The organism is Variovorax sp. GW821-FHT10B04, assembly GCF_059415645.1.
The window spans coordinates 574,905-600,764 of sequence record NZ_JBWKNQ010000002.1; the positions used below are offsets into that span (position 1 = coordinate 574,905).

The window sequence follows — 25,860 nt, forward strand, 5'->3', positions numbered from 1 at the left end:
GTTGGATCAGCGAATGCCGCTCAATTGCGGTCGGCGCGCATCGGGCGCACCGGCGGTGCGGGGCGCATCGTCGGGGCTGGCGGCGTGGCGTTCACTGCGGCGCCGGGTGCGGCCGGTTCAGCCACCTGGGTGCCGGTCGTGCCCATCGGTCCGCCGACCGGATTCTGCTGTCCTGCAGCCGTCGCCGGGTTCGGCACCGCGGTGGTCGGCGGATTGCCTTGCGCGAATGCAGCGCTGGCCGTGCCGAGGGCGAGGATGGCGAGAAGTCGCGTGCTGTGCTTCATGAGAGGCTCCTTGAGTTGGGTGAAACCACGTCGACCTGTGAATGTGGCCGACTGGTTCCCAAGCTAAGAGCAGTGCGTGCGGACGAGGTCGGCACGCGACCTTGCACGTTGTAGGAGCCGGGCGCCGCGCATCGCAAGCGCCCGCGTGCGGCGCGCAGGACAGCGCGCCGTCACCTCCTGTTGTTTCAGGCCTCGCCCTTCACCTTCAGGCGCCATGCATGCAGCAGCGGTTCGGTGTAGCCGCTCGGCTGTTCCAGGCCCTTGAACACCAGGTCCTGCGCGGCCTGGTAGGCGGCCGACGTGGTGAAGTGGCCGGCCATCGGCAGGTACAGCGCGTCGCCCGCGTTCTGCTTGTCGACCACCGCCGCCATGCGCTCGAAGGTCGCATTGACGGCGTCCTTCGTCACGATGCCGTGCAGCAGCCAGTTGGCGATGTGCTGGCTCGAGATGCGCAGCGTCGCGCGGTCTTCCATCAGGCCGACGTTGTGGATGTCGGGCACCTTGGAGCAGCCCACGCCCTGGTCGATCCAGCGCACCACGTAGCCGAGGATGCCCTGCACGTTGTTGTCGAGTTCCTGCTGCTTCTCGGCATCGGTCCACACCGGGTTCGGCGCCACCGGCACCTGCAGCAGGTCGTTCAGGATGTTGTCGCGCTCGGCGTTGGCGTCGATCTTCTCGAGCTCCTTCTGCACGCCGGCCACGTCGACCTGGTGGTAGTGCAGCGCATGCAGCGTGGCCGCGGTGGGCGAGGGCACCCAGGCGGTGTTGGCGCCTGCCTTCGGGTGCGCGATCTTCTGCTTGAGCATGTCGGCCATCAGGTCCGGCATGGCCCACATGCCCTTGCCGATCTGCGCCTTGCCGCGCAGGCCGCACGACAGGCCGACCAGCACGTTGTTCTTCTCGTAGGCGGCGATCCACTTCGTGCCCTTGATGTCGCCCTTGCGCAGCATGGCGCCGGCGTGCATGGCGGTGTGCATCTCGTCGCCGGTGCGGTCCAGGAAGCCGGTGTTGATGAAGGCCACGCGTGCGGCCGCCTCGGCGATGCAGGCCTTCAGGTTCACGCTGGTGCGGCGTTCCTCGTCCATGATGCCGAGCTTCACGGTGTTGGCCGGCAGGCCGAGCAGCTGTTCGACGCGGCCGAACAGCTCGCTCGCGAAGGCGACCTCGGCCGGGCCGTGCATCTTCGGCTTCACGATGTAGATGCTGCCGGCGCGCGAGTTGCCCTTGCGCTTCAGGTCGATGGTGGCGATGGTGGTGGTCACCACGGCGTCCAGGATGCCTTCCGGAATTTCCTTGCCGCCCGCATACAGGATGGCCGGATTGGTCATCAGGTGGCCCACGTTGCGCAGGAACATGAGCGAGCGGCCGTGCAGCTTCACGGGCTTGCCGTCGGCGCCGGTGTATTCGCGGTCGGGGTTCAGGCCGCGCGTGAAGGTCTTGCCGCCCTTGGCGACTTCCTCGGTCAGCGTGCCCTGCACGATGCCGAGCCAGTTCGAATAGGCCGTGACCTTGTCGGCCGCATCGACCACCGCCACCGAGTCTTCCAGGTCGAGGATGGTCGACAGCGCGGCTTCGAGCACCACGTCGCTGACACCGGCGGCGTCCGTCTTGCCGATGGCAGTCGAACGATCGATCTGGATGTCGAGGTGGATGCCGTTGTGCTTGAGCAGCACCGACGACGGCGCCGCGGCGTCGCCCTGGTAGCCGACGAAGGCGGCCGGGTCCTGCAGCGACGTGCTGCTGCTGTGCAGCGCAATGACCAGCTGGCCGTCCTTCACGCTGTAGCCGGTCGCGTCCTTGTGCGAACCGTTGACCAGCGGTGCGGCCTGGTCGAGCACGTCGCGTGCGAAGGCGATGACCTTGGCGCCGCGCACAGGGTTGTAGCCCTTGCCTTTTTCGGCGCCGTCGGTCTCGGGAATCGCGTCGGTGCCGTACAGCGCGTCGTACAGCGAGCCCCAGCGCGCGTTGGCCGCGTTCAGCGCATAGCGCGCATTCAGGATCGGCACCACGAGCTGCGGACCGGCCTGCAGCGCGAGCTCGGCGTCGACGTTCGATGTCGTGGTCTGCACGTCCTTCGGCTGCGGCAGCAGGTAGCCGATCTTCTCCAGGAAGGCGCGGTAGGCCGGCATGTCGCCGATCGGGCCCGGGTTGGCCTTGTGCCAGGCGTCCATCTCGGTCTGGATGCGGTCGCGCTCGGCCAGCAGGGCGACGTTCTTCGGCGCCAGCTCGCTCACGATGGCGTCGAAGCCCTTCCAGAACACGGCGCTGTCGACGCCGGTGGCCGGCAGCACCTTGTCTTCGATGAAGCGGTGGAGTTCGTTGGCGACCTGCAGGCCGTGGATCGTGGTGCGTGCGGACATGTGAGCCTCTTGAAACAGTGGGGGGGCGCGGCGCGCGAGGCACCGCATTCCCGAACTGTAGAGGACTCTTCCCCTCGGATTAAGCCCGCCGTGCGTGATTGATTCGAAACTTATCTGTGGGTAATCTGGGCTTCGACGGCTTCAATAGGCTGCATTCAGCAGCTGAAAGTAGTCGCTTTCCGTGAGCGGGCGCGGGTTGGTCTTGTGCGCGTTGTCGTCCAGCGCCTCGCGTGCCACCGCTGCGAGATCGGCCTCGGCCACGCCGATGTCGCGCAGCCGCGGCGGGAGCCCGATGCGGCCGTTCAGTGCCGCGATCGCGGCCGCCGGGTCCGTGCCTTCGGCCCAGCCCGCCTGGCGCCGGATGGTGTCCCACTTGGCGCCTAGCCAGTCCCGGTTGCAGGCCAGAACATGCGGCAGCAGGATGGCGTTGAGCGTGCCATGGTGGAAGCCGCGCGCGCCGATCGGGTGCGACAGCGCGTGCACGGCACCCATGCCCTTCTGGAAACTGATCGCGCCTTCGAGCGAGCCCATCATCATGTCGAAGCGCGCGTCGGCATCGCTGCCGTTGGCGACCGCGCGCTCCAGGCTGCCGAAGATGCGTTGCATCCCGTCGAGCGATATCGCGTCGGCCGGCGGGTTGATGGTCGGCGAGCAGTAGGTCTCGATGCAGTGCGCGAGCGCGTCCATGCCGGTCGATGCGGTGATGGACGGCGGCAGGCCGAAGGTGAGCTCCGGATCGCAGATGGCGGCGGTCACCAGGTCGGGGCAGCGCACGCCGGCCTTGACGCCGTTGTCGAACACGATGACGGCCGAGCGGCCGACCTCGCTGCCGGTGCCCGCGGTGGTGGGCAGCAGAACGACCGGCGGAGCGCGGTCGATCGACAGCGGATTGGCGTGCCGGTTGCAGTAGTTCCACAGCGGCGGCGCATGCGTCGCGAGCACCGCGATGGCCTTGGCCAGGTCGAGCGCCGCACCGCCGCCGATGCCGACCACGCCGTCGCAGCCTTCGTCCCGGTAGAGCCTGGCGCCCGCCGCCGCGGCGGCCTCGGTCGGATTGACCGGCGTGTCGTCGAACACCGGCAGGGTGTCGGCGCCCGGCATGGCGTCGATCGCCTGGCGGAACACGCCCGCGCGGATCACGCCCTTGTCGGAGACGAACAGCGGCCGCTTGACGCCGCTTTGCGCCAGCAGCTTCGGCAACTCGCGCCGCAGCCCGTGCCCGAAATGCACGGTGGTCAGGAACTGGAGGACGCTCATGGCGCGAGATCCGCGCCGGTCGTGCGCTGCGTGACCGACTTCGTCACCAGGTAGGCGTCGAGTCCTTCCACGCCGCCTTCGGAACCATAGCCGCTGTCCTTCACGCCGCCGAACGGCGAAGAGGGCGTCGACACCGTGAAGTGGTTGATGCAGACCATGCCGGCCTCGAGCCCGTCGCTGGCGGCCGCGGCACGGCTCAGCGAGCGGGTCATCGCATAGGCCGCGAGGCCGTAGGGCAGCCGGTTCGCGCGCTGCAGCGCCTCTTCGGTGGTCGCGAAGGAGGCGATGGGCACGATCGGGCCGAAGGGTTCCTCGTTCATGATGCGCGCGCTGTCCTGGACGTCCGCAAACACCGTGGGCGGAAAGAAGTAGCCCGGGCCGGCCGGGCGCTCGCCGCCGCAGACGAGGCGTGCACCTTCGGCGCGGGTGTCACGAACGAGGGCGGTCATCGCCTCGACCCGGCGTTCGTTGGCGAGCGGCCCCATCTGCGTACCGGCCGCAAGACCGCCGCCCACGCGCAATGCACCGGCCGCTTCGGCGAAGGCGTCGACGAACTCCGCATAGATGCCTTGCTGCACATAGAAGCGCGTCGGGCTGGTGCAGACCTGGCCGGCGTTGCGGAACTTGGCGGCGACGGCCTGCTTCGCGGCCTGGACCGGGTCGATGTCGTCGAACACCAGCACCGGCGCATGCCCGCCCAGTTCCATCGTGGCGCGCTTCACGCCCTGCGCGGCGAGGCCGAGCAGCTGCTTGCCCACCGCGGTGGATCCGGTGAAGGAGATCTTGCGGATCACCTCGGAGCCGATCAGGTGTTCGGAGACCTGGCGTGGCGCGCCATAGACGAGGTTCAGCACGTGCGCCGGCAGGCCTGCGTCGATGAAGGCGCGCACGACTTCGGCGGCGGTCAGCGGCGTTTCTTCCGACGGCTTGAGGATCAGCGAACAGCCCGCCGCGAGCGCACCCGCGATCTTTCGCGCCGGCGTCAGCGCGGGGAAGTTCCACGGGCAGAAAGCCGCCACCGGACCGATGGGCTCGCGCCGCACGGCCTGCGAGACGCCCGGCGTGCGCGGCACGAGCAGCCGGCCATAGGCGCGCGTGGCTTCCTCGGCCATCCATTCGATGTTGTCTGCCGACGTCGCGATCTCGCCGGCTGCGTCGGCCAGCGGCTTGCCCTGCTCGAGCGTCATGAGCCGGGCGATCTCGTCCTTGCGCGAACGCAGGATCGCGACCGCCTCGCGCATCAGCGCGGCGCGCTCGTAGCCCGTCTTGCGGCGCCAGAGTTCGAAGCCGCGTGCGGCCGAGGCCAGCGCCGCGTCGAGTCCGGCGGCGTCGATCAGGTCGACCTCGCCGATGGCCTGTCCGGTGGCCGGGTCGAGGATCGGGCGGCGGGTGATGCCGGCACTTTCGTACCACTGGCCGGCGACATGGGAGCGTGCGTGATGCATGGCGTGTTCTTGGAAAAGGTCGGTGGCTAGCTGGCCGCGCGCAGGCGAACGAGTTGCTTGCCCACGTTGGCGCCGGCCAGCATGTCGATGAAGGCCTGGGGCGCGTTCTCGAGGCCTTCGGCAATGGTTTCGCGGTAATGCAGGCGGCCGGCCGCATAGGCCTCGGCCAGCGCACGCGTGGCGTCGGGCCAGAGGTTCCGATGGTCGGACAGCACGAAGCCGCGCATCGTCACGCGCCGGTTGAAGATCTCGCGCAGGTTCTTCACGCCGTAGGGTTCGGTCGCGTTGTACTGGGACACCAGGCCGCACACGGGGATGCGCGAGAAGTTGTTCAGCAGCGGCAGCACGGTGTCCAGGATCGGGCCGCCGACGTTGTCGAAGTAGACGTCCACGCCCTTCGGCACCGCCTGCGCGAGCGCGGCGGCGAAGTCGGCCGACTTGTAGTCGACGCAGTCGTCGAAGCCGTACGCGTCGCGCACCAGCGCGCACTTGGCCGCACCGCCCGCGATGCCGACCGTGCGGCAGCCCTGCAGCTTGGCGAGCTGCCCCACCACGCTGCCGACCGCACCCGAGGCGGCCGACACCAGCACCGTCTCGCCGGCTTTCGGACGCCCGAATTCCATCAGGCCGACCCAGGCCGTGATGCCGGTCGATCCGAGCGCACCCAGGTAGGCCGTGGCGGGCGCGGCGGCCAGGTCGATTTTCTGCAGGTCCGAAGGCGCGGCCAGGCTGTAGTCCTGCCAGCCCAGCCGGCCCACCACCCAGTCGCCCGGCGCGAAGCCGTCCGCGCGGCTCTGCACCACCTGGCCGATCGTGCGGCCGACGAAGAGGTCGCCGATGGCCATCACCGGCGCGTACGAATCCTTCTCTTCCATCCGCATGCGGATGTACGGGTCGACCGACAGCACGTCGTTGCGTACCAGCACCTGGCCCTCCGCGGGCGGCAGCAGCGGCACGGTGGCGAGGCGGAAGCAGTCCAGCGTCGGCGTGCCGTGGGGGCGCTGCGCGTAGACGATCTGGCGGTGGTGGGTCGGCAGGGAGTCGTTGGGAGTCGTCATCGGGGGTGGCGTGGAGGGAGAAGCGGGATTCAGCCGATGGTGATCTGGGCGTCGCGGATGAGCTTCTGCAGCAGCTCGCGCTGGCTGTTCATCCAGCTTGCGAACTGCTGCGAGCTGCTCGCGACCAGCACGAAGCCTTGCGGTGCGAGCGCCGCTGCCAGCGCCGGGTCACGCGCGGCCTGGGACACGGCGGCCTCGAGCCGCTTGATCGGCGCCTCGGGCGTGCCTGCGGCGGCGAACAGGCCGAACCAGTCGTCCATGTCGTAGCCGGGGAAGCCGCGCTCGGCGATGGTCGGCACGTCCGGATAGGCCTGCACGCGGGCCGCGCTGGTGACCGCCAGCATCCGCGTCTTGCCGCTGGCCAGCGTGCCGCGCGCGGTCGAGGTGGTGATCAGCGCCGAATCGATCTGGCCGCCCATCACGTCGCGCGCGGCGTCGGCACCGCCGCGATAGGGCGTGTGCAGCAGCTTGATGTCGGCCCGCTGCTGCAGCAGGGCGACGGCCAGGTGGCCCATGGCGCCGGAGGGCGGCGTGCCGCAGGACACCGTGCCGGGCTTGCTGCGCGCGATGGCGAGGAACTCGTCGAAGGTCTGCGCGGGGAAGTCATGCCGCACGACCAGCGCCTGCGGTGCGCGGACCGCCATCGTCACCGGCACGAAGGCCGCGCGGTAGTCGATCTGCAGGTCCTTCACCAGCACGGGATTGGTCAGCTGGTTGGCGGCGTCCCAGATGAAGGTGTAGCCGTCCTTCGGCGAGCCGAGCACGGCGTTGGCCGCGACCACGGCGTTGCCGCCCGTGCGGTTGTCGATGGTCAGGGGCTGGCCCAGGATGTCGCTCACGCGCTGGCCGACGGCCCTGGCCGACGTGTCCGCAGCGCCACCCGCCGAGAACGGCACGACGATCCTCACGGGCCGGGTCGGCCAGGTTCCGGGCTGGGCCAGTGCCTCGCGTGCCATGAAAGGGGCCGCGGCACCGAGTGCCAGCAGCTGGCGGCGTTTCAGTGAAAGACCGGTCGGGGTGGGGGAAAAGGGTGAGCGCATGCGGACTCCTGGGTTTTGTCTCTGATTCGGCGTTCCGTAAGATAGAACATCGTTCTGTAAATTATGCAGCCGAGACAAAAGCAAAGGCAAGACCGCCTAGGGTTTTCCCTTGGCGGGGGCGCTCAACCCACCCGGCCGGCTAGCTGCTGCGCCGCGCGCAGCACCGCGGGAATATGGGCGTCGGTGTAGCGGCTGGCCGGCATGGTGAGCGTGACCGCGCCGGCCAGCGCGCCGCTCGCGCGAAACACCGGTGCGGAAATGCCGGCCACGCCAGGCAGGCGATCGCCGCTGGCGGCGTAGTAGCCCTGCGCGCGGATCCGCTCGTTCAGGATGCGTTCCTCCGCGTCCGACTCGGCTGCGCCGGAGAAGGCGGCCAGCACCCGGCCGCCCGATCCGCGGCCTACCGGCAGCAGGTCGCCGGCGCGGATGTGGTCGCGGATCGGCTGCGGCGAGTCGACGCGGTACAGGCACAGCCGCGCATTTCCCTGCGGCACGTGATATGCCGCACTCTCGCCGGTGTCGCCGACCAGCGTCTGCAGGACCGGCAGCACCACGTGCTCGAGCGAGAAGGACGCCGCATAGATGCCGTGCAGCCGGGCCACCTCGGCGCCCAGGGCGTAGCGCCCGTCTTCCAGTTTCTGGATCAGGTGCCCGTGCTCCAGCGACGCCAGCAACCGCAGCACCGTGCTCTTGTACAGCCGGGTGCGGTCGGCCAGCACGGCCAGACTCAGTGCCTTGTCGCCCGGCTGGAACGCGCCCAGCAGCGAGATGGCGCGGTCGACCGCGGCGGCGCCGCCGGGAGCGGCATCGGCGTCGGCAATGGATTCGGTCTGGGCTTTGCGGGGCATCGCGGTTCTCCTGGAGGGGCGGTTGACAAAATCGGCCGAGCCAAGGATGATTCTATTGGAAAGAATATCGTTCTGTAAGTAGGAATATCGTGGCAAACTCCCTTTCCATGACCGATGTGCTCATCAGCGAGGTCGGCCCGCGCGACGGTCTGCAGTCCGTCAAGGCGACCATGCCCACCGCCGACAAGCTGCGCTGGATCGACGCGCTCCACGCCGCCGGCGTGCGCGAGATCGAGGTCGCGTCGTTCGTGCCGGCGCGCCTGCTGCCGCAGATGGCCGATGCGGCCGAGGTGGTGCGGCATGCGGTCACGCTGCCCGGCCTCGTGGTGATGGCGCTGGTGCCGAACCGCCGCGGCGCCGAGGCCGCCATCGCGGCCGGCGTGCACAAGCTCACCGTGCCGGTGTCCGCCAGCGCTGCCCATTCGCTGGCCAATGTGCGCAAGACGCGCGAAGAAATGGTCGAGGAAGTGCGCGCCATCGCGGCCCTGCGGCGCGAGCTGGCGCCGCACGTCGGCTTCGAGGCCGGCCTGTCTACCGCCTTCGGCTGCACGCTGCAGGGTGCCGTGCCCGAGGACGAGGTGATCCGGCTCGCGGCCCAGTGCATCGAAGCCGGTGCCGACGAGGCGGGCCTGTCCGACACCGTGGGCTATGCCAATCCGGCGCAGGTGCGGCGGCTGTTCCGCCGGCTGCGCGCCGAGATCGGCGAGCGTGCGGGCGCCGCCCACATGCACAACACGCGCGGCCTCGGCCTCGCCAACTGCCTGGCGGCCTACGAAGAGGGCGTGCGCACCTTCGACGCGTCGCTCGGCGGCCTGGGCGGCTGCCCGTATGCGCCGGGCGCATCGGGTAACGTCGTCACCGAAGACCTGGTCTTCATGTTCGAGGCCATGGGCGTGCGCACCGGCATCGACATCGACCGGCTGATGGCGGCCCGCGTGCCGCTGATGGCCGGTCTTCCGGGCGAACCGGTGTACGGCATGACGCCCGAAGCCGGCCTGCCCAAGGGCTTCCATGCGACACCAGTCACCGAGGAAAACAAGAATGTCTGAATCCAGGCCGCTCCCGTATGCCGGCATCCGCGTCGTCGAGTTCACCCACATGGTCATGGGGCCGACCTGCGGCCTGCTGCTCGCCGACCTGGGCGCCGAAGTGATCAAGGTCGAACCGATCGAAGGCGACAACACGCGCCGGCTGCTCGGTTCCGGTTCCGGCTTCTTCCCGACCTTCAACCGCAACAAGAAGAGCATCGCGCTCGACCTCAAGAAGCCGGAGGGCGTGGAGGCCGCGCTGCGGCTGATCGCCACCGCCGACATCGTCAGCGAGAACTTCAAGCCCGGCACCATGAAGAAGCTCGGGCTCGACTACGAGACGCTGAAGAAGCTCAACCCGCGGCTGATCTACGTGAGCCACAAGGGCTTCCTGCCCGGCCCCTACGACCACCGCACCGCGCTCGACGAGGTGGTGCAGATGATGGGCGGCCTGGCCTACATGACCGGCCGCGCCGGCGACCCGCTGCGCGCGGGCACCAGCGTCAACGACATCATGGGCGGCATGTTCGGCGCGATCGGCGCGATGGCGGCGCTGCGTCAGCGCGACCTCACCGGCGAGGGCAGCGAGGTGCAGACCGCGCTGTTCGAGAACAACGTGCTGCTGGTCGCGCAGCACATGATGCAGTTCGCCGCCACCGGCCGCGCCGCCGACCCGATGCCCAGCCGCATCTCGGCATGGGCCGTTTACGACGTGTTCACCGTGAAGGACGGCGAGCAGATCTTCCTGGCCGCGGTCAGCGACAAGCAATGGAAGATCTTCTGCACCGCCTTCGGCCTGGAGGACATGCTGGCCGATCCGCGCCTGAAGACCAACAACGACCGCGTGCTGGCGCGCGAATGGATGATCCCGATCCTGCGCTCGCATCTGGCCGAACGCAGCGCGGCCGAACTCAGCGACGTGTTCGAGCGCAACGAGCTGCCTTTCGCGCCGATCACCAAGCCGCAGGAGCTGTTCGACGACCCGCACCTGAACGCGACCGGCGGCCTGGCGCCGGTGCGCATGAACGACGGCAGCATGTCGAAGGTGCCGCTGCTGCCGCTCACGATCGGCGGCGAGCGCCCCGGCATCCGCCATCAGCCGCCAACGCTCGGCGAGCACGGCGAGGCGTTGTTGCGCGAGGTCGGCTACAGCGATGCGGAGATCGACCGCTTCAAGGCCGAGCAGATCACCGCCGTGGGACCGACGCACGCGGCCTAGCGTGCGCTGGCCGCCTTTTCGGCCTTCTCCGGTTCCGCGGGCTGCCAGCCGCCACCCAAGGCACGGTCCAGGTTGATGCGTGCCGCGAGCTGGTCGGCGCGCAACTGGAGTGCGGTCTGCTCGGCGCTGAACAGGTTGCGCTGTGCGTCGAGTTCGTCGAGATGCGATGCATAGCCTTCGCGGTAGCGGTTGCTCGCAACGCGCAATGTCTCCTGCAGCGCGCTGCGCTGGGCTTCGACCTCCACGCTCTGGCGGGCGAGTTCGTCGATGCCGGCCAGTTGGTCTTCGACTTCGCCGAATGCGGTGAGCACCGCCTTCTCGTAAGCGGCGAGCGCCTGCTCGCGCCGCGCGTCCGACGCCCTGACCTGCGCACGCAGCCGGCCGCCGTCGAACAGCGGCGCGAGCACGCTGCCACCGATGCTCCAGAGCTTGAACGGATCGCCGGTGAGGGCGGTCGAGCTGATGCTGCCGAGCGACGCGGACAGCCGCAGCGACGGCAGCAGCTGCGCGCGGGCTGCAGCGAGCTGCGCATCGCTTGCGACGAGCTGCGCCTCGGCGCCGGCGATGTCGGGGCGCCGGCGCAGCAGGTCCGACGGCAGGCCGGGAGCCGGCAGCGGCGCAAGCCGCAGCGCGGTCAGCGCGACGCCGCGCGGCACCGTGCCGGGCGCGGCGCCGGTCAGCAGGCTGATCGCATGCTCCTGCCGGCGGATCGCGAGCTGCAACTGGGGGATCACCGCCGCGGTGGCGCGGTACTCGGCCTCGCTCTGCTGCGTCTCGAGCGCGGAGGTGTAGCCGCGTTCCTGCCGCGAGCGCGCCAGCTTGAGCGCCGAATCGCGTGCGGCCAGCGTGCGTTGCGCCACGTCGAGCCGCGCATCGAGCGCGCGCAGGTTGACGTAGCCGGCGGCGGTGGTCGCGGCCACGCTGAGCGCGGCACTGTCGCGTGCCGCTTCGCTCGCGGTGAGCTGGGCGCTGGCGGCCCGGTTCAGTGCGTCGACGTGGCCCCAGAGGTCGACTTCATAGGACGCCTGGAACTGCGCCACGCCATCGTTCGAAAGGTAGGGCTTGCCGGTCGCGGCACTGACCTGCTGGCCGCGGCTGCCGCTCGTGCCGAGGTTGAGCGTCGGCGAGTCCGCGGCACGCTGCACGTCGCCGAGCGCACGGGCTTCGGCAACGCGGGCCGCGGCGGCGCGCAGGTCGGTGTTGTGCGCCAGCGCCTGCGCGACCAGCCCGTCGAGCACCGGATCGCCGAAGTCGCGCCACCAGCCGGTCTGCAACGGCGCGCCGCCGGCGGCGTCGCGCTGGCCCTGCCACACGGCGGGGATGGGCGCGTCCAGCGTGGCCGCGGTCGGCGGCGTGCTGCTGCATGCCTGCAACAGCGCCATCGCCACGCCGCCGAGCGCGAGCTTGAGCGTCGCACCGGGACGCAGCGTCCCTTGCGTCCCCCGCGTCGAGGGACGGCGTGTGGCGGTCTTCATGGCTGGCCTTCCGCGCCGCTGCGCGTGTCGACGCCCACCACCACCGACATGCCGGGCCGCAGGCGCATCGCGATCGCCTGGTCCGGGTCGACCGCGATGCGCACCGACAGGCGCTGCGGGATCTTGGTGAAGTTGCCGGTGGCGTTGTCCTGCTTGATCACGCTGAACTCCGAGCCGGTGGCCGGCGAGATGCGTTCGACGTGACCGGTGAGCCGTGCATCGGCCAGCGCATCGACGTGGAAATGCGCGGGCTGGCCGGGCGCCATGCGCGCGGTCTGCGCTTCCTTGAAGTTCGCCACCACCCAGATCTGCGAAGGCACGACGGCCATCAGTTGCGTGCCGGGCGTCACGTACTGGCCCAGCTTGACGCCGACCTCGCCGACGTGGCCGTCGCGCGGCGCGCGGATCTGCGTGTTCTCGAGGTCGATCTCGGCGAGCTTGACCGCCGCGCGGGCCGATTCGACGGATGCCTCGACCGCACCGCGGTTGACGATCACGGTGCGCAGGTCCTGCGTGGCGACGGCGTGCCCGGCCTGCGTCTGCTGCGACGTGGCCTCGGCCTGCTTCACGGTGGCTTCGGCCTGGTGCAGCGCGGCCTCGGTCTGGTCGCGCTCGCGCTGCGACAGGGAGCCGTCCTGCGCGAGCGGCGTGGCGCGCCGCATGTCGGCCTGGGCTCGCGACAGCTGGGCACGTGCGTTCAGCAACTGCGCCTGCGCGCTCGCGATCTGCGCCTGCGTGCTGCCGATGGCGGCTTCGCGCGCCAGCCGTGTCTGCGCCGTGTTCGCCAGGTTGGCCTCTTGCGCGGCGAGCGCGCTGCGCGCCTGTTCGAGCTTCTGGCGATAGATGCGGTCGTCCAGCTTCACCAGCACCTGGCCGGCCTTGACTGCCATGTAGTCCTGCACTTCGACCTCGGCCACGTAGCCGTCGACCTTGGGCGCGACGATGGTCACCATGCCGCGCACGAAGGCGTTCTCGGTGGTTTCGGTGCTGGTCTGGAAGGGCGGCAGGCGCCAGGCGTACAGCACCAGGCCCACGCAGAGCAGGGTGGCGATCAGCACGATCCAGGTGCCGCGCGAACGAAGGGTTTTGCTGAGTGTTGACATGAGAGGAAAGCGATCAGGAAGAAGCGGCGGGTGTTGCGGAGGTGGCTGGCGCTGCGCGCCGCGCGCGGTGCCAGCGGTGCGTCTTGACGCCCGCGAAAACGAGGAAACCGAGGGTCGAGACCAGCGCCACGGTGTGGAACAGGTCGTTGTAGGCCATCACGTAGGACTGCTGCGTGACCTGCTGGCTCAGCAGCGTCAGCGCCTGGCCGGTGCGGGCGGCGGAGTCGTTCAGCGTCGATGCATAGGCACCGCCCAGCTGGGTCAGGCGCTGCACGACCTGCGGGTCGGACAGCTGCAGATGCTCCACCAGTTGCCCGTAGTGCAAGCGCTGGCGGTCGATCACCAGCGTGGCCAGCCAGGCCTGGCCGATGAGCCCGGCCAGCGCCTGTCCGCCGCTGAAGACCGCGACGAAGCTGATCAGGTTCTTCATGCCGCCGGCGATCACATGGCCGAAGCCCTGCACCACCGCGGACGCGAGGAACATCGAGGTCGCGACGGCCAGCAGCGTTTGCGAGACATAGAGATCGTGCGGCCGCGTGAGCACGGTCGAATTGCCGTCCATCCAGGCCGCCACCATGATCAGCACCAGGGCGGTGTCGCCCAACAGGGCGAATTTGCCGGACGGCAACACCAGCAGCGCGGCAAGAAAGCCGAGGGCCGTGCCGATCGTCACCCAGACGAACAGCAGGTGCATCTGGTCGTTGGTGAAGCCGAGCGTGTTCATGAGCCCGACCGCGCCGATGGTCTGCTCCGACAGCACCACGCGAAACAGCAGCGTGGCGCCGATGAAGCGCAGCATGAACGGGGTCATCAGCCAGCGCAGGTCGATCATCGGCTTCTCGCGCTGCAGTTCGATCGCGACGTAGATGCCGAAGCACAGCACCGCACCGGCCAGGCACATGCCGAGCCAGGGCGTGTCGGTCCACCAATGGAGCCGCCCCTGCGTCAGCACCACGCACAGCAGCGCCAGCGCCAGCGCGTACAGCGCGAAGACGAAGCCGTCGCCTTTCACGAACATCTGCTGCGTGGGCATCGGCCGGATGCGCACCACGTTGATCGCCGCGACGCACAGGATGGCGAGTGCCGTGTCGACCATGTTCAGGCCTTGCCACTGGCCCAGCTGCAACAGGTCCTCGGAAATGATGCGTGACATCGGCGCCCCGAGCTGCAGCACCCCGAACCCGAGCACGACGCCGACGAAGGCCTTGGGCGGCGGGAAAGCCTGGATCATGTAGAGGAAGGTCAGGCTGCTGAGCGGCGCGGCGACCAGCCCCAGTGCTGCGCGCACCAGCACGGCCGAGCCCAGGTGCTGCGCGAACAAGTGCGCCATCGCCATCAGCAGGTAGACCGGAATGACGACGTCGGCAAAGCGGCGCAGGCCGTATTGATAGCGCACCTTGGTCAGCAGCAGCGAGGCCGAGATGTTGGTCGCGTAGTAGGCGGTGGTGAGCCAACTGGCTTCGGTGGCGGTTGCGCCCAGCGCACCCTGCACGCCGGTCAGATTCGAATTGACCAGGTTCACGCCCAGCCCTTGCGTGATGGCCAGCAGCAGCGACACCGCGCCCATGGCCAGGCCTTCGCTCAACACATAGGGCGGCGCAGGTAGCGGGGCGGCCGGTGCCGGCGGTTCGGCGATGTTCTCGGGGACGCGCTCGTCGAGCTCGCCGGCCGGGTCTTCGGCGATGCGTGCGTCGCTGTCCGGTGTCGTGCTCATGGCTGCGGCGCCCTGGTTGCCTTGCGCGCCAGCGGCATCACCAGCCCGTCGACGAAACGGGCGATCGAGGTGCGCGTGACTTTCTGACTGCGCGTGTTGTAGCGGTACAGGATCATGGCCGGCACCAGGTCGAGCAGCAGGTCCATGTCGTCGGGCACGCCGATCTCGCTGCGCGCCACGGCGCGTTCGACCAGTGCGCGCACCTTGGCGCGCCGCGCGGTCAGCCGCTCGGGCGCGACCTTCTCGGTCCAGGCCATGTGCTGGCGCACATTGCCCAGCATCTCCTGCACGGCCACCTGCATCACGTGGTTGCCGATGCCGTAGTAGTGCTCGTAGATCTTGATCAGGTCGTCGCGCAACGTGCCGGTGTCGACTTCCACGTCGATCGGCGAGTGCAGCGTGAGCGCATCGGCCAGCAGTTCGTCCTTCGACTTCCAGCGCCGGTAGAGCGACGCCTTGCCGGCACCTGCGCGCTGGGCCACGGCGTCCATAGTGACCGCGTGGATGCCGGATTCGCCGAGCAGCTCCATCGCGGCGCGAAGAATGTTGGCATCGAGTGCGGCATCGCGCGGACGGCCCGGCGGCGGACTGGCAAGAGGCTCGGACATGAGAATTAGTGAACGGATTAGTTTCGAAACTAAATTGTATCGAAATATCGAACACGCTGCCGAAAATCCAAGGGTTAACCCGGGAGCCTGTCGGCTTGCAGCCACAGCGCTCCGGATAATCCATCGCCATGGACCGCCTCACCCAGCTCGAATCCTTCGTGTCGATCGCCACGCGCGGCAGCCTCACGGCCGCGGCGAAGGCCGAGGGCGTGGCGCCGGCGATCATGGGCCGGCGCATCGACGCGCTGGAAGAGCGGCTCGGCGTCAAGCTGCTGCTGCGCACCACGCGGCGCATCACGCTCACGCACGAGGGCAGCGCCTTCCTGGAGGACTGCCAGCGCCTGCTGGTGGAGTTCGCGAATGCCGAGGCGAGCGTGAGTGCGGGCGGCGTCAAGGCCAGCGGCCATCTGCGCGTGACGGCGCCGGCCGGCTTCGGTCGGCGCCACGTGGCGCCGCTGGTGCCGCGCTTCCACGCGATGCATCCCGAGGTGACGATCTCGCTGAACCTGAGCGACCGCGTGGTCGACGTGGCGGGCGAGAGCTTTGACTGCGCGGTGCGTGTCGGCGACTTGCCGGACTCATCGCTGGTGAGCCTGCGCCTGGCCGACAACCGGCGCCGCTGCGTGGCAACGCCCGGCTTCCTGCGGCGCCATGGCACGCCCCGGCATCCGTCCGACCTGGCGCGCTACGACTGCCTCACGCTGTCGAGCGATGCGTCGCAGACGCGTGGCTGGGCGTTCCGGATGCCGGCCGCGGAGGAAGGCGGCGAACGCGAGGTGGTGCACCTGAAGCCGGACGGGCCGCTCGACTGCAGCGACGGCCAGGTGCTGCACGACTGGTGCCTGGCCGGACACGGCATCGCCTGGCGCAGCACCTGGGAGGTCGAGGCCGAGATCGAGGCCGGCCTGCTGGTGCCGGTGCTGGACGACTATGCCGCTGCGCCGAACGGCATCTACGCCGTGTTCCCGCAGCGCAAGCACCTGCCGCTGCGGGTGCGGCTGTGGGTCGATTTTCTGAAGGCGGAGTACGCCCGTCCCGACTTCTGGGCCGGCACAATGAAGGCGCCCACGATATTCCAGGAACCTCCGCGATGACCCTCGAAGCGATCCTTGCCTACCTGCACCTGCTGGCCATCCTCACGATGGTCGTCTTCATCTCCAGCGAGGCCGCGCTGTGCCGCGTGCAGTGGCTCAATGCCGCGGTGGTCGAGCGGCTCGCCAAGGTCGACCTGGTCTACGGCATCGCCGCCATCATGGTGCTGGCCACCGGCATCGCCCGCACCGTCTGGGGCGTGAAGGGCACGGCCTGGTACTGGACCAACCCGCTGCTGCACGTGAAGCTCACGCTCTTCATCGTGATCGGCGTGATCTCGATCTTTCCCACGCTGACCTACATGCGCTGGCGCAAGACGCTGCGCAACAGCGGCACGCTGCCCGCCGAAGCCGACATCAAGAAGACCCGCAAGCTGGTGATGGTCCAGGCCCACCTGATCGCCGTGATCCCGCTCGTCGCCGTCTTCCTCGCCCGCGGCTTCGGCAAGTAGCCCCCGCCCGCATCCCGCCCGTCTCATCCCCTTCCAGGAACACCGCGGAACCGGCTTTGCCGGGCCGCTGGTGTTGCCCCCGGAAGGGGGTTGGCGGTGCTACGCGAAGCGAGCAAGCCTGGGGGAGAGCCAAGCTTCACCGCGGAACCGGCTTTGCCGGGCCGCTGGTGTTGCCCCCGGAAGGGGGTTGGCGAAGCGACACGAAGTGCGCGAAGCCTGGGGGGTTAACCTTTACTCAAGCAGGTCTTCATGAACGCCTTGCGTTCGTCGCCCTTGAGCGCCTTCGCCTTCGGATCGGCGTTGCAGCTCTTCATCTTGTCCTGCTGCGTGACCACCGTCGGCTTGGCCGACAGGCAGGTCTTCATGAATGCCTTGCGTTCGTCGCCCTTCTTGCCGGTGGCGTCCTTGTTGCAGGTCGCCATCTTGGTCTGCTGGGCGGTCGGCGCCTTGTCCTGCGCGTGCGCGGCACCGAACGAGAGGCTCAGGCCGAGCGCGGCCAGGGTGAGAAGCTTTTTCATGGGTCGGTGTCCTTGGAGTGAAGGTTGAAGAAAGCCGGTCGGGCTGCTGTGGCTAACGGCTCAGCCGCGATACCGGATGACCAATATCGAGGGTGGTCGGGCATGCCCCGGTAAAATCCCTCGATGCTATTGGTCAAACAGGAGCTGCTCGCGGCCTTCGCGCGCACGCTCGATTCCTTTTCCCCCGGTGCCGGCGTCAAAGCCGTGTTCGAATCCCCCAAGGTGGCGGCGCATGGCGATTTCGCGAGCACCGTGGCCATGCAACTCGCCAAGCCGCTCGGCCGCAAGCCGCGCGATCTGGCGGAGGATCTCAGCGCTGCATTGCGCGCCACGCCGGCCTTTGCCGAGTGGGTCGAGGCGATCGAGATCGCCGGCCCCGGCTTCCTGAACATCCGCCTCAAGACCGCCGCCAAGCAGCAGGTGGTGCGCGAGGTTCTGGCGGCGGGCGACCGCTTCGGCAAGCAGCCGGCCACCGGCGCACGCGTGCTGGTCGAGTTCGTCTCGGCCAATCCGACCGGCCCGCTGCACGTCGGCCACGGACGGCAGGCTGCGCTGGGCGACGCTATCTGCAACCTGCTCGACACGCAGGGCGCCGACGTCTACCGCGAGTTCTATTACAACGACGCGGGCGTCCAGATCCAGACGCTGGCCAACAGCACGCAGCTGCGGCTCCAGGGCTTCAAGCCCGGCGACGCCGAGTGGCCGAGCGGCGAGAAGGCAGCGGCCTACAACGGCGACTACATCGCCGACATCGCGGAAGACTTCAAGGCGAAGAAGACCGTGAGCGCCGACGACCGCGCCTACACCGCGAGCGGCGACATCGACGACATCGACTCGATCCGCCAGTTCGCCGTGGCCTACCTGCGCCGCGAACAGGACCTCGACCTGAAGGCCTTCCAGGTGAAGTTCGACAACTATTACCTGGAGTCCAGTCTCTACACCAGCGGCCGCGTCGCGGCGACGGTGCAGAAGCTGATCGACGCCGGCAAGACCTACGAGCAGGACGACGCGCTGTGGCTGCGTTCGACCGACTACGGCGACGACAAGGACCGCGTGATGCGGAAGAAGGACGGCACGTACACGTACTTCGTGCCCGACGTGGCGTATCACATCGCCAAGTGGGAGCGCGGCTTCCACAAGGTCGTCAACATCCAGGGCACCGACCACCACGGGACGATCGCGCGCGTGCGCGCCGGCCTGCAGGCGGCCGGCGTCGGCATTCCGGCCGGCTACCCCGACTACGTGCTGCACACGATGGTGCGCGTGATGAAGGGCGGCGAAGAGGTCAAGATCAGCAAGCGCGCCGGCAGCTACGTCACGCTGCGCGACCTGATCGAATGGACCAGCACCGACGCGGTGCGCTTCTTCCTGCTCAGCCGCAAGCCGGACACCGAATACACCTTCGACGTCGACCTGGCCGTTGCCAAGAACAACGACAACCCCGTCTATTACGTGCAGTACGCGCATGCGCGCATCTGCTCGGTGCTGGCGGCCTGGGGTGGCGATGTCGCCACGCTCGGCGGCGTCGACCTGTCGGCGTTGCAAAGTCCGGCCGCCCAGGCGCTGATGCTGCTGCTGGCCAAGTACCCCGAGATGCTGACCGGCGCGGCCAAGGATTTCGCGCCGCACGACGTCACTTTCTACCTGCGGGAACTCGCCGCCAGCTACCACAGCTACTACGATGCCGAGCGCATCCTGGTCGACGAGGAACCGGTCAGGCTGGCGCGGCTGGCGCTGGTCGCTGCGACCGCGCAGGTGCTGCACAATGGCCTCGCGGTCCTCGGCGTGAGTGCGCCGCGCAAGATGTGATTCCCTCCTCTCCACCATGAAACAACGACAACGCGGCAACACCGTCATCGGCCTGATCATCGGCATCGTCTTCGGCCTGGGCGTGGCGCTGGGCATCGCGGTCTACGTGACCAAGGTGCCGATACCGTTCATGACCAAGACCCAGCGCGGCGGTGCCGAGCAGGACGAGGCCGAGGCGCGCAAGAACCGCGACTGGGACCCGAACGGTCCGCTGTCGGGCAAGCCGGCCCAGCCGCGCAGCCCGGCACCGGTGACGGCCCAGCCGCCAGTCCAGGCGCAGACGCAGCAGCCACCGGTGCAGCCGCCATCGATGCAGCAGCAGCCGCAGGTGTCGTCATCGCAGCAGTTGCCACAGGCGCCGCCGCCGCAGAGCGTCACGGCATTGCCGAACCAGCAGCTCACCGGGGCGCCGATTCCGTCGATCGTGCCGCGCACCAGCCGACCGGTGGAAGTCAACAACGGCGGCCGCCCGTCGGCCGATCCGCTCGGCGATCTGGCCCGCGCGCGTGCTTCGGGCACCGCGGGCACCCCGGACAGCGGTGGCGCGAGCGCCGCCGAACCCTTCATGTACTTCGTGCAGGCGGGGGCGTTCCGCACCACCGAAGATGCCGAGGCGCAACGCGCCAAGCTCACCCTGATGGGTGTCGAGGCGCGTGTCACCGAGCGTGAACAGGCGGGCCGGACGGTCTACCGCGTGCGCGCCGGCCCGTTCAACAAGAAGGACGACGCCGACCGGCTCAAGGATCGACTCGACAGCGGCGGGCTCGAAGCCGCGCTGGTGCGCGTCCAGCGCTGAGTCCGCCGTTCGGCCGCGGGAACTCCGCGCCCGTTTGGCGGCTCTTTCAGGCCACAGGAGAAACTTTTCAATGAAACGCCGTGATTTTTCGCTGACCGCAGCCTCCCTCGGGTTGCTTCCATTCGCCTCCCGGGTGAACGCCCAGGGCGCTGCGCCCAAGGCCGGCACCGACTACATCGTGTTGGGCAAGCGCGCCCCCGTCGAGTCGCCCGCCGACAAGGTCGAAGTGGTCGAATTCTTCTCGTACAACTGCCCGCATTGCGCAGCGTTCGAGCCCCGCCTCGAACCCTGGATCAAGACGCTGCCGCCGCATGTGTCCTTCAAGCGCATCCCGGTGCCCTTCGTCGGCAACGACACGGAAGTCAAGCAGCGCCTGTACTACACGCTCGAGGCGATGGGCAAGGTCGACGAGTTCCAGCTGAAGATCTTCCAGGCAATCCACGGCGAGCGGCAGCGCCTGTTCGGCGACGACGCGATCCTGGCCTGGGCCGCGAAGCAGCCGGGACTGGATGCCAAGAAGTTCGGCGATTTGTTCAAATCCTTTACCGTTGTCGGCAAGGCCAAGCGAGCGACGCAGGTCACGGCCGATTACCAGGTGGCCGGCGTGCCCGCGCTCGGCGTGGCCGGCCGCTGGTATGTAGACGGCGACACCGCCGGCAGCCTCGAGAAGGCGCTCCAGGTCTGCGAGTACCTCGTCGGCGAAGCGCGCAAGGGCTGAAGTTCCTCGCCGGCATCGGCCGGGCACACGCTGCTGAAGCCCGCCTCGGCGGGCTTTTTCACTTGCGCGTCTTCGGGGGACTTTTCACAGACGCATACAATCGTTCAGCAAGTTTCGTGCCTTTATGAACAGAACCTTCTCCTCCTTCATCCCCGTCGTCCGCGCTGCCCTGTGCGTGCTCGCCTTGGCCGCGCTGTGGCCGGCGGCCCAGGCCGAGAAGGCCGATCGGGCCAAACCGATGAACATCGAGGCCGATGCGTTGCGCTACGACGACCTCAAGCAGACCAGCGTGTTCACCGGCAACGTGGTCGTGACCAAGGGCACGATCATCATCCGCGGCGCGCGCATCGACGTCCGGCAGGATCCCGAGGGCTACCAGTACGGCGTCGTTACCGCAGCGCCAGGCAAACTTGCGTACTACAAGCAAAAGCGCGACACCGGTACCGACGAGTGGACGGAGGGCGAGTCCGAAGTCATCGAATACGACAGCCGCGCCGACAACGTCAAGTTCATCCGGCGCGCCGTGATGCGGCGCCTGCTGGGTGCCACGCCGAACGACGAAACGACCGGCGCACTGATCATCTACGACCAGAGCAACGACACCTTCACCGTCAACGGTGCGCCGATGCCGCCGGATGCAAGCATCGCGACCGGTGAACGCGGCAGCCGCGTGCGGGCGATCCTCACGCCGAAGGCGGCCGCCTCGGCGCCGGCCGGTGCGGCCACACCGACACCCGCACCGGGCACCGGCCTGCGGTCGACCACCACGCTGGGTGGCGGGGAACCACGCAAGTGACGGCCGCTTCAACGACCCTCCCGTCTTCCCGTGCCACCGAGCCGGGCAGCCGCCTCGAGGTGCGCGGGCTGCAGAAGAGCTACGGCAGCCGCAAGGTGGTCAAGGACGTGTCGCTCGACGTGCAGAAGGGCGAAGTCGTCGGGCTGCTCGGCCCGAACGGCGCCGGCAAGACCACGTCCTTCTACATGATCGTCGGGCTGGTGCGCGCCGATGCAGGCGACATCACCATCGACGGCGAGCCGATCGCGCACATGCCGATCCACCGTCGGGCACGCATGGGCCTGAGCTATCTGCCGCAGGAAGCGTCGATCTTCCGAAAGCTGTCGGTCGAGGAAAACGTGCGCGCGGTGCTCGAGCTCCAGACCGAGCCCGACGCGGCCGGCCGCCCGGTGCCGCTGTCGCGGCAGCGCATCGAGGAGCGGCTGAGCGAACTGCTGAACGACCTGCGCGTGGACCATCTGCGCGCCTCGCCCGCGCTTGCGCTGTCCGGCGGCGAACGCCGCCGCGTCGAGATTGCGCGCGCACTGGCCACGCAGCCGCGCTTCATCCTGCTGGACGAGCCTTTCGCGGGCATCGACCCGATCGCCGTCATCGAGATCCAGCGGATCATCAGCTTCCTCAAGGAGCGCGGAATCGGCGTGCTGATCACCGATCACAACGTGCGCGAGACCTTGGGCATTTGCGACCACGCATTCATCATCAGCGACGGGCACGTGCTCGCGAAGGGCACACCATCAGAGATCGTCGACAACGCAGAGGTGCGGCGCGTGTACCTCGGCGAGCATTTCAGGATGTGATGGCACATACGCAGGTTCCACACGCCGCATGAAACAGGGCTTGTCGCTGCGCGTTTCGCAGCATCTCGCGCTCACGCCCCAGTTGCAGCAGTCGATCCGGCTGCTGCAGTTGTCGACGCTCGAGCTGAGCCAGGAAGTCGAGCAGATGCTCGACGAGAACCCGTTCCTCGAGCGCACCGCGGAAGAAGCGGCGCGCGAGGAATTCGGCGTGGACACGGCCGATGCGCCGCCGCCGCGCGACGACGATTTCAGCCCCGGGGCGTCCACCTCGTCCTCGACGACCACGGAGACTTCCACCACCACCGAGGCCGAACCGGCGACCGTCGACGCGGTCGAGGCGCAGCCCGACTGGGAAGGCGACGGCACGGTCGAACTCACACCCGACGACAGCGAGTGGGGCGGCGACGCACCCGCGCGCAACAACAACCTGGGCGACGACGAGCGTGCCGATGCCACCGAACTGGCGCGCAGCCAGGAGTCGCTGCAGTCCTTCCTGCATCGCCAGGCGCTGAGCCTGCGGCTCGGCGAGAACGACCGCGCGGCGTTGCGCTTCCTGATCGAGTCGCTCAACGACGACGGCTACCTGGAAGACACGCTGCCCTCGCTGGCCTCCGGGCTGGCGGGCGACGACAACGACCAGTTCGACGACCTGGTGCATCACTTCCAGGTCGCGCTCGGCCTGCTGCAGAGCCTGGAGCCGGTCGGTGTCGGGGCGCGCGACCTCGGCGAATGCCTGTCGATCCAGCTCAAGGCGCTGGCTTCTCCGCAGGACGACGACGAAGAGCGCCAGATCCGCAAGACCGCCATCGCCATCTGCAAGCAGCCGATGGAACTGCTGGCGCGGCGCGACTTCAAGCGCCTGGCCACGCTCACGCGCAGCAACGAGGACGAGGTGCGCAGCGCGCTGCAGCTGATCGCCACGCTCGAGCCCAAGCCGGGCCGGCGCTTCGTCGACGTGGAGCGCAACGTGATCGTGCCGGACGTGATCGTCACGCGCACCGGCCGCGGCACCAACATCAAGTTCAGGGTGATGCTCAATCCCGACGTGATGCCGCGCCTGCGCGTGCACGACATCTACGCCGGTGCGCTCAAGTCGCACAAGGGCGAAGGCAGCCAGGCGCTGTCGCAACGGCTGCAGGAAGCGCGCTGGTTCATCAAGAACATCCAGCAGCGCTTCGACACGATCCTGCGCGTGTCCAACGCGATCGTCGAACGCCAGAAGAGCTTCTTCATCCACGGCGAACTGGCGATGCGCCCGCTGGTGCTGCGCGAGATCGCCGACGAGCTCGGCCTGCACGAGTCGACCATCAGCCGGGTGACCACCGCCAAATACATGTCGACGCCGTACGGCACGGTCGAGCTCAAGTACTTCTTCGGCTCGGCGCTCGGCACCGAGACCGGCGGCAACGCGTCGAGCACGGCGGTGCGCGCGCTGATCAAGCAGTTCGTCAGCTCCGAAAGCGTGAAGAAGCCGCTGTCGGACAGCCAGATCTCGGAAATGCTGAAGGAACAGGGCATCGACTGCGCGCGCCGCACGGTCGCCAAATACCGCGAAGCGCTGCGCATCGCGCCGGCGAACCTTCGCAAGGCGCTCTGAGGTTCTTCCGCCCGGCTGCCGCGCGTCGGCGCGTCAGTGAACGCCGGCCGCGCGCCGGTCGGCCGCTTGCAGCACGGCCCGCAGTTCGGCCGGCTGAACGGGCTTGCGCAGCGAATGCCAGCCATGCGCCTTCGCGAGCTTGCGCGCAGCGCCGTCGATGTCGGCCGACACCAGCGCGATCGTGAGCGCGGGCTGGAGCGTCTGCAGCCGTTCGGCCAGCGCGATGCCGTCGAGTTCGCCGGGAAGCCGGATGTCGCACAGCGCCACGTCGACCGCATGCAGGTCGGCCAGCGCCAGCGCTTCGGCCGCACTCTCGTAGATGCGCGGCGTGGCGCCCCACAGGCGCAGCAGCGCGGCGAGGCTGTCCGCGACGACCGCGTTGTCTTCGATCACCAGCACGGCCAGGCCGGGTCGCAGGGCGTCGCCGCTGCGATCGATGTCGATGTCGTCGCTCGCGTGCGGCGGCTCGACGTGCAGCGCCGGCGTGTCCATGCCTGGCGGCGCCTCGGGAACCACGAAGCCGAACACCGAGCCGCGGCCGGGTACCGAGCGCAGCGTGAGCATCAGCCCGAGCTTCTGCGCGAGCCGGCGCACGATCGCCAGGCCCAGGCCATGGCCGCGCTGCAGGTTGCGCTCGGTGTTTCCGACCTGTTCGAAGTCGCCGAACACGCGGTCCTGCGCTTCCGGCGCGATGCCGATGCCGCCGTCGCGCACCTCGACGCGCCAGCCGCCCGGGCGCCGCCGGCAGGCCAGCAGCACCCGGCCGTGCGGTGCGAACTTGATCGCGTTGTCGACGAGGTTCGCAAGGATGCGCCGCAGCGACACCGGGTCGGTCCAGGCCACCGCGTCGGCCGGGCATCGCACGTGGATCCGGCCGCCGTCGTCCAGCCGGGCGAGATCGCGCAGCAACGGCGCCAGGGCTACGGCGGACGGGGCGAAGGCGTCGGCCGCAGCCTCGATGCGGCCGATCTCGAGCAACTGATTGGTCAGCGCCTCGAGCGCCTGCTGCGCGCGCGTGAGCGAGTCGACCGTGACCTGCACCTGGCGTGCCGGTGCGCCATCGCGCAACTGCTCGCGCAGAACCTCGGACTGCAGGCCGATCGCCATCACGGGTTGCCGCAGGTCGTGGTTGGCGGCGGAGAAGAAGCGAAGCCGTTCGGCCTGGGCGCGTTCCGATTCGCGCAGCCCCGCCATCGCCTGCTCGCGCAGCGTGCTTTCGTTCAGGCGCAGGCCGATGTTCTCCTCGAGTTGCCGCGCGTGGTCGGCCACCAGTTTCCAGACCATGGCGAGCAGGCCGATGCCGACCAGCGCAACGGCCATCATGGTCGACGAGCCCGCGATCAGCCCCATCGCGATCACCGGCACGAGCAGCAGCGCGATCGCCAGCTGCGTCGCCGGCACGTAGAAGGACACCGAGAACGCGGACGACAGCGTCATGCCCATCACGATCAGTCCGAGCAGCATCTGCTGAACGGGTTCGGCGGGGTTGAACAGCAGCACGCCGGCCGCGCCGTGCGCGAATTCCCAGATGCCGGTGCGCAGCGTGTGTTCGCGCTGGGCCTGGCGCAGGCTGTCGGGCGTGAAGACCGCCGGCATGCGCTGCGGCAGCAGGCCGCGCATGCCCGTCACCAGCGTGATCAGCAGCATCCAGGCCAGTGCGCGCGGCAGCGAGTACTGCCAGGCGAAGATCGCCGCGACACCGCAGTTGAGGAGGTACTGGACCGCCAGCATCGGGCCGAGCGGCTGGGTGCTGAGGCGCAGCACCTCGCACTGCACCGCGAACTGGGCGGGCGCGCGCTTCGACGGGGCGGGCGAGGACGGCATGCGTGCGGTGGGAGTAAGTCCGC

The 25,860-nt window shown here is 68.8% G+C and carries 23 protein-coding genes; 10 read left to right on the forward strand and 13 right to left on the reverse strand.

The genetic code is table 11. From position 1 onward, the window contains the following. Positions 1 to 20: 20 nt before the first annotated feature. The 7 genes from AC07PZ_RS07725 to AC07PZ_RS07755 form a co-directional block, all read right to left on the reverse strand. A complete protein-coding gene (locus AC07PZ_RS07725; protein ID WP_495294461.1) occupies positions 21 to 284 on the reverse strand; it encodes a proteophosphoglycan ppg4 in 264 nt (87 codons plus the stop codon). A 185-nt stretch (positions 285 to 469) separates the two neighbouring features. After that, a complete protein-coding gene (locus AC07PZ_RS07730) occupies positions 470 to 2,644 on the reverse strand; it encodes a malate synthase G (protein WP_495294462.1) in 2,175 nt (724 codons plus the stop codon). 141 nt (positions 2,645 to 2,785) lie between these two features. Further along, complete coding sequence (locus AC07PZ_RS07735; RefSeq protein ID WP_495294463.1) at positions 2,786 to 3,901, reverse strand: iron-containing alcohol dehydrogenase; 1,116 nt, start codon at positions 3,899 to 3,901, stop codon at positions 2,786 to 2,788. Next, entirely contained in the window at positions 3,898 to 5,346 is a 1,449-nt protein-coding gene (locus AC07PZ_RS07740) for an NAD-dependent succinate-semialdehyde dehydrogenase (RefSeq protein ID WP_495294464.1), read from the reverse strand. Before AC07PZ_RS07740 ends, AC07PZ_RS07735 begins: the two co-directional genes overlap by 4 nt. Positions 5,347 to 5,372: 26 nt before the next feature. After that, positions 5,373 to 6,404, reverse strand: coding sequence for an NADP-dependent oxidoreductase (locus AC07PZ_RS07745; RefSeq protein WP_495294465.1), 1,032 nt, complete (start codon positions 6,402 to 6,404; stop codon positions 5,373 to 5,375). 29 nt (positions 6,405 to 6,433) lie between these two features. After that, complete coding sequence (locus AC07PZ_RS07750) at positions 6,434 to 7,444, reverse strand: Bug family tripartite tricarboxylate transporter substrate binding protein (protein WP_495294466.1); 1,011 nt, start codon at positions 7,442 to 7,444, stop codon at positions 6,434 to 6,436. A 122-nt stretch (positions 7,445 to 7,566) separates the two neighbouring features. Beyond that, positions 7,567 to 8,292 (reverse strand): IclR family transcriptional regulator, encoded by a 726-nt coding sequence (locus AC07PZ_RS07755; protein WP_495294467.1) that lies wholly within the window; start codon positions 8,290 to 8,292, stop codon positions 7,567 to 7,569. Between the two features lie 107 nt (positions 8,293 to 8,399). Here AC07PZ_RS07755 and AC07PZ_RS07760 point away from each other — a divergent pair, with 107 nt between their 5' ends. Next, entirely contained in the window at positions 8,400 to 9,341 is a 942-nt protein-coding gene (locus AC07PZ_RS07760) for a hydroxymethylglutaryl-CoA lyase (protein ID WP_495294468.1), read from the forward strand. Beyond that, positions 9,334 to 10,539, forward strand: a complete 1,206-nt coding sequence (locus AC07PZ_RS07765) for a CaiB/BaiF CoA transferase family protein (protein WP_495294469.1) — start codon at positions 9,334 to 9,336, stop codon at positions 10,537 to 10,539. Before AC07PZ_RS07760 ends, AC07PZ_RS07765 begins: the two co-directional genes overlap by 8 nt. Here the strand turns inward: AC07PZ_RS07765 and AC07PZ_RS07770 are convergent. The 4 genes from AC07PZ_RS07770 to AC07PZ_RS07785 are packed head-to-tail and all read right to left on the reverse strand — an operon-like array spanning position 10,536 to position 15,439. Continuing rightward, complete coding sequence (locus AC07PZ_RS07770; RefSeq protein ID WP_495294470.1) at positions 10,536 to 12,014, reverse strand: efflux transporter outer membrane subunit; 1,479 nt, start codon at positions 12,012 to 12,014, stop codon at positions 10,536 to 10,538. The genes AC07PZ_RS07765 and AC07PZ_RS07770 overlap by 4 nt on opposite strands. Beyond that, positions 12,011 to 13,117 carry an HlyD family secretion protein gene (locus AC07PZ_RS07775; protein WP_495294471.1) on the reverse strand — a complete coding sequence of 369 codons (1,107 nt, stop codon included), beginning with the start codon at positions 13,115 to 13,117 and terminating at the stop codon, positions 12,011 to 12,013. Before AC07PZ_RS07775 ends, AC07PZ_RS07770 begins: the two co-directional genes overlap by 4 nt. Before the next feature lie 13 nt (positions 13,118 to 13,130). Beyond that, on the reverse strand, positions 13,131 to 14,831 hold the full coding sequence (locus tag AC07PZ_RS07780; RefSeq protein WP_495294472.1) for an MFS transporter: 1,701 nt from the start codon (positions 14,829 to 14,831) through the stop codon (positions 13,131 to 13,133). Further along, positions 14,828 to 15,439 carry a TetR/AcrR family transcriptional regulator gene (locus AC07PZ_RS07785; protein WP_495294473.1) on the reverse strand — a complete coding sequence of 204 codons (612 nt, stop codon included), beginning with the start codon at positions 15,437 to 15,439 and terminating at the stop codon, positions 14,828 to 14,830. Before AC07PZ_RS07785 ends, AC07PZ_RS07780 begins: the two co-directional genes overlap by 4 nt. A gap of 128 nt (positions 15,440 to 15,567) precedes the next feature. Here AC07PZ_RS07785 and AC07PZ_RS07790 point away from each other — a divergent pair, with 128 nt between their 5' ends. After that, positions 15,568 to 16,533, forward strand: coding sequence for a LysR family transcriptional regulator (locus AC07PZ_RS07790; protein WP_495294474.1), 966 nt, complete (start codon positions 15,568 to 15,570; stop codon positions 16,531 to 16,533). Beyond that, positions 16,530 to 16,982, forward strand: coding sequence for a DUF2214 family protein (locus tag AC07PZ_RS07795; RefSeq protein ID WP_495294475.1), 453 nt, complete (start codon positions 16,530 to 16,532; stop codon positions 16,980 to 16,982). The genes AC07PZ_RS07790 and AC07PZ_RS07795 overlap by 4 nt, the downstream gene beginning before the upstream one ends. Positions 16,983 to 17,206: 224 nt before the next feature. Here the strand turns inward: AC07PZ_RS07795 and AC07PZ_RS07800 are convergent, their stop codons facing one another. Then, positions 17,207 to 17,500 carry a PsiF family protein gene (locus AC07PZ_RS07800; RefSeq protein WP_495294476.1) on the reverse strand — a complete coding sequence of 98 codons (294 nt, stop codon included), beginning with the start codon at positions 17,498 to 17,500 and terminating at the stop codon, positions 17,207 to 17,209. Between the two features lie 123 nt (positions 17,501 to 17,623). On the opposite strand from AC07PZ_RS07800, the gene argS reads away from it, so the two are divergent. The 6 genes from argS to AC07PZ_RS07830 all read left to right on the forward strand — a co-directional run bounded on the left by argS (position 17,624) and on the right by AC07PZ_RS07830 (position 24,013). After that, entirely contained in the window at positions 17,624 to 19,309 is a 1,686-nt protein-coding gene (gene argS, locus AC07PZ_RS07805; RefSeq protein WP_495294477.1) for an arginine--tRNA ligase, read from the forward strand. A 16-nt stretch (positions 19,310 to 19,325) separates the two neighbouring features. Next, entirely contained in the window at positions 19,326 to 20,105 is a 780-nt protein-coding gene (locus AC07PZ_RS07810) for an SPOR domain-containing protein (RefSeq protein WP_495294478.1), read from the forward strand. Between the two features lie 70 nt (positions 20,106 to 20,175). Continuing rightward, positions 20,176 to 20,823, forward strand: coding sequence for a thiol:disulfide interchange protein DsbA/DsbL (locus AC07PZ_RS07815; RefSeq protein ID WP_495294479.1), 648 nt, complete (start codon positions 20,176 to 20,178; stop codon positions 20,821 to 20,823). Positions 20,824 to 20,947: 124 nt separating this feature from the next. Next, a complete protein-coding gene (gene lptA / locus AC07PZ_RS07820; RefSeq protein ID WP_495294480.1) occupies positions 20,948 to 21,619 on the forward strand; it encodes a lipopolysaccharide transport periplasmic protein LptA in 672 nt (223 codons plus the stop codon). Beyond that, positions 21,616 to 22,416, forward strand: a complete 801-nt coding sequence (lptB, locus tag AC07PZ_RS07825) for an LPS export ABC transporter ATP-binding protein (protein WP_495294481.1) — start codon at positions 21,616 to 21,618, stop codon at positions 22,414 to 22,416. The genes lptA and lptB overlap by 4 nt, the downstream gene beginning before the upstream one ends. 28 nt (positions 22,417 to 22,444) lie before the next feature. After that, entirely contained in the window at positions 22,445 to 24,013 is a 1,569-nt protein-coding gene (locus tag AC07PZ_RS07830; RefSeq protein WP_495294482.1) for an RNA polymerase factor sigma-54, read from the forward strand. A gap of 33 nt (positions 24,014 to 24,046) precedes the next feature. Here AC07PZ_RS07830 and AC07PZ_RS07835 read toward each other — a convergent pair whose 3' ends face one another. Continuing rightward, on the reverse strand, positions 24,047 to 25,837 hold the full coding sequence (locus AC07PZ_RS07835) for an ATP-binding response regulator (RefSeq protein ID WP_495294483.1): 1,791 nt from the start codon (positions 25,835 to 25,837) through the stop codon (positions 24,047 to 24,049). Positions 25,838 to 25,860: the final 23 nt, after the last annotated feature.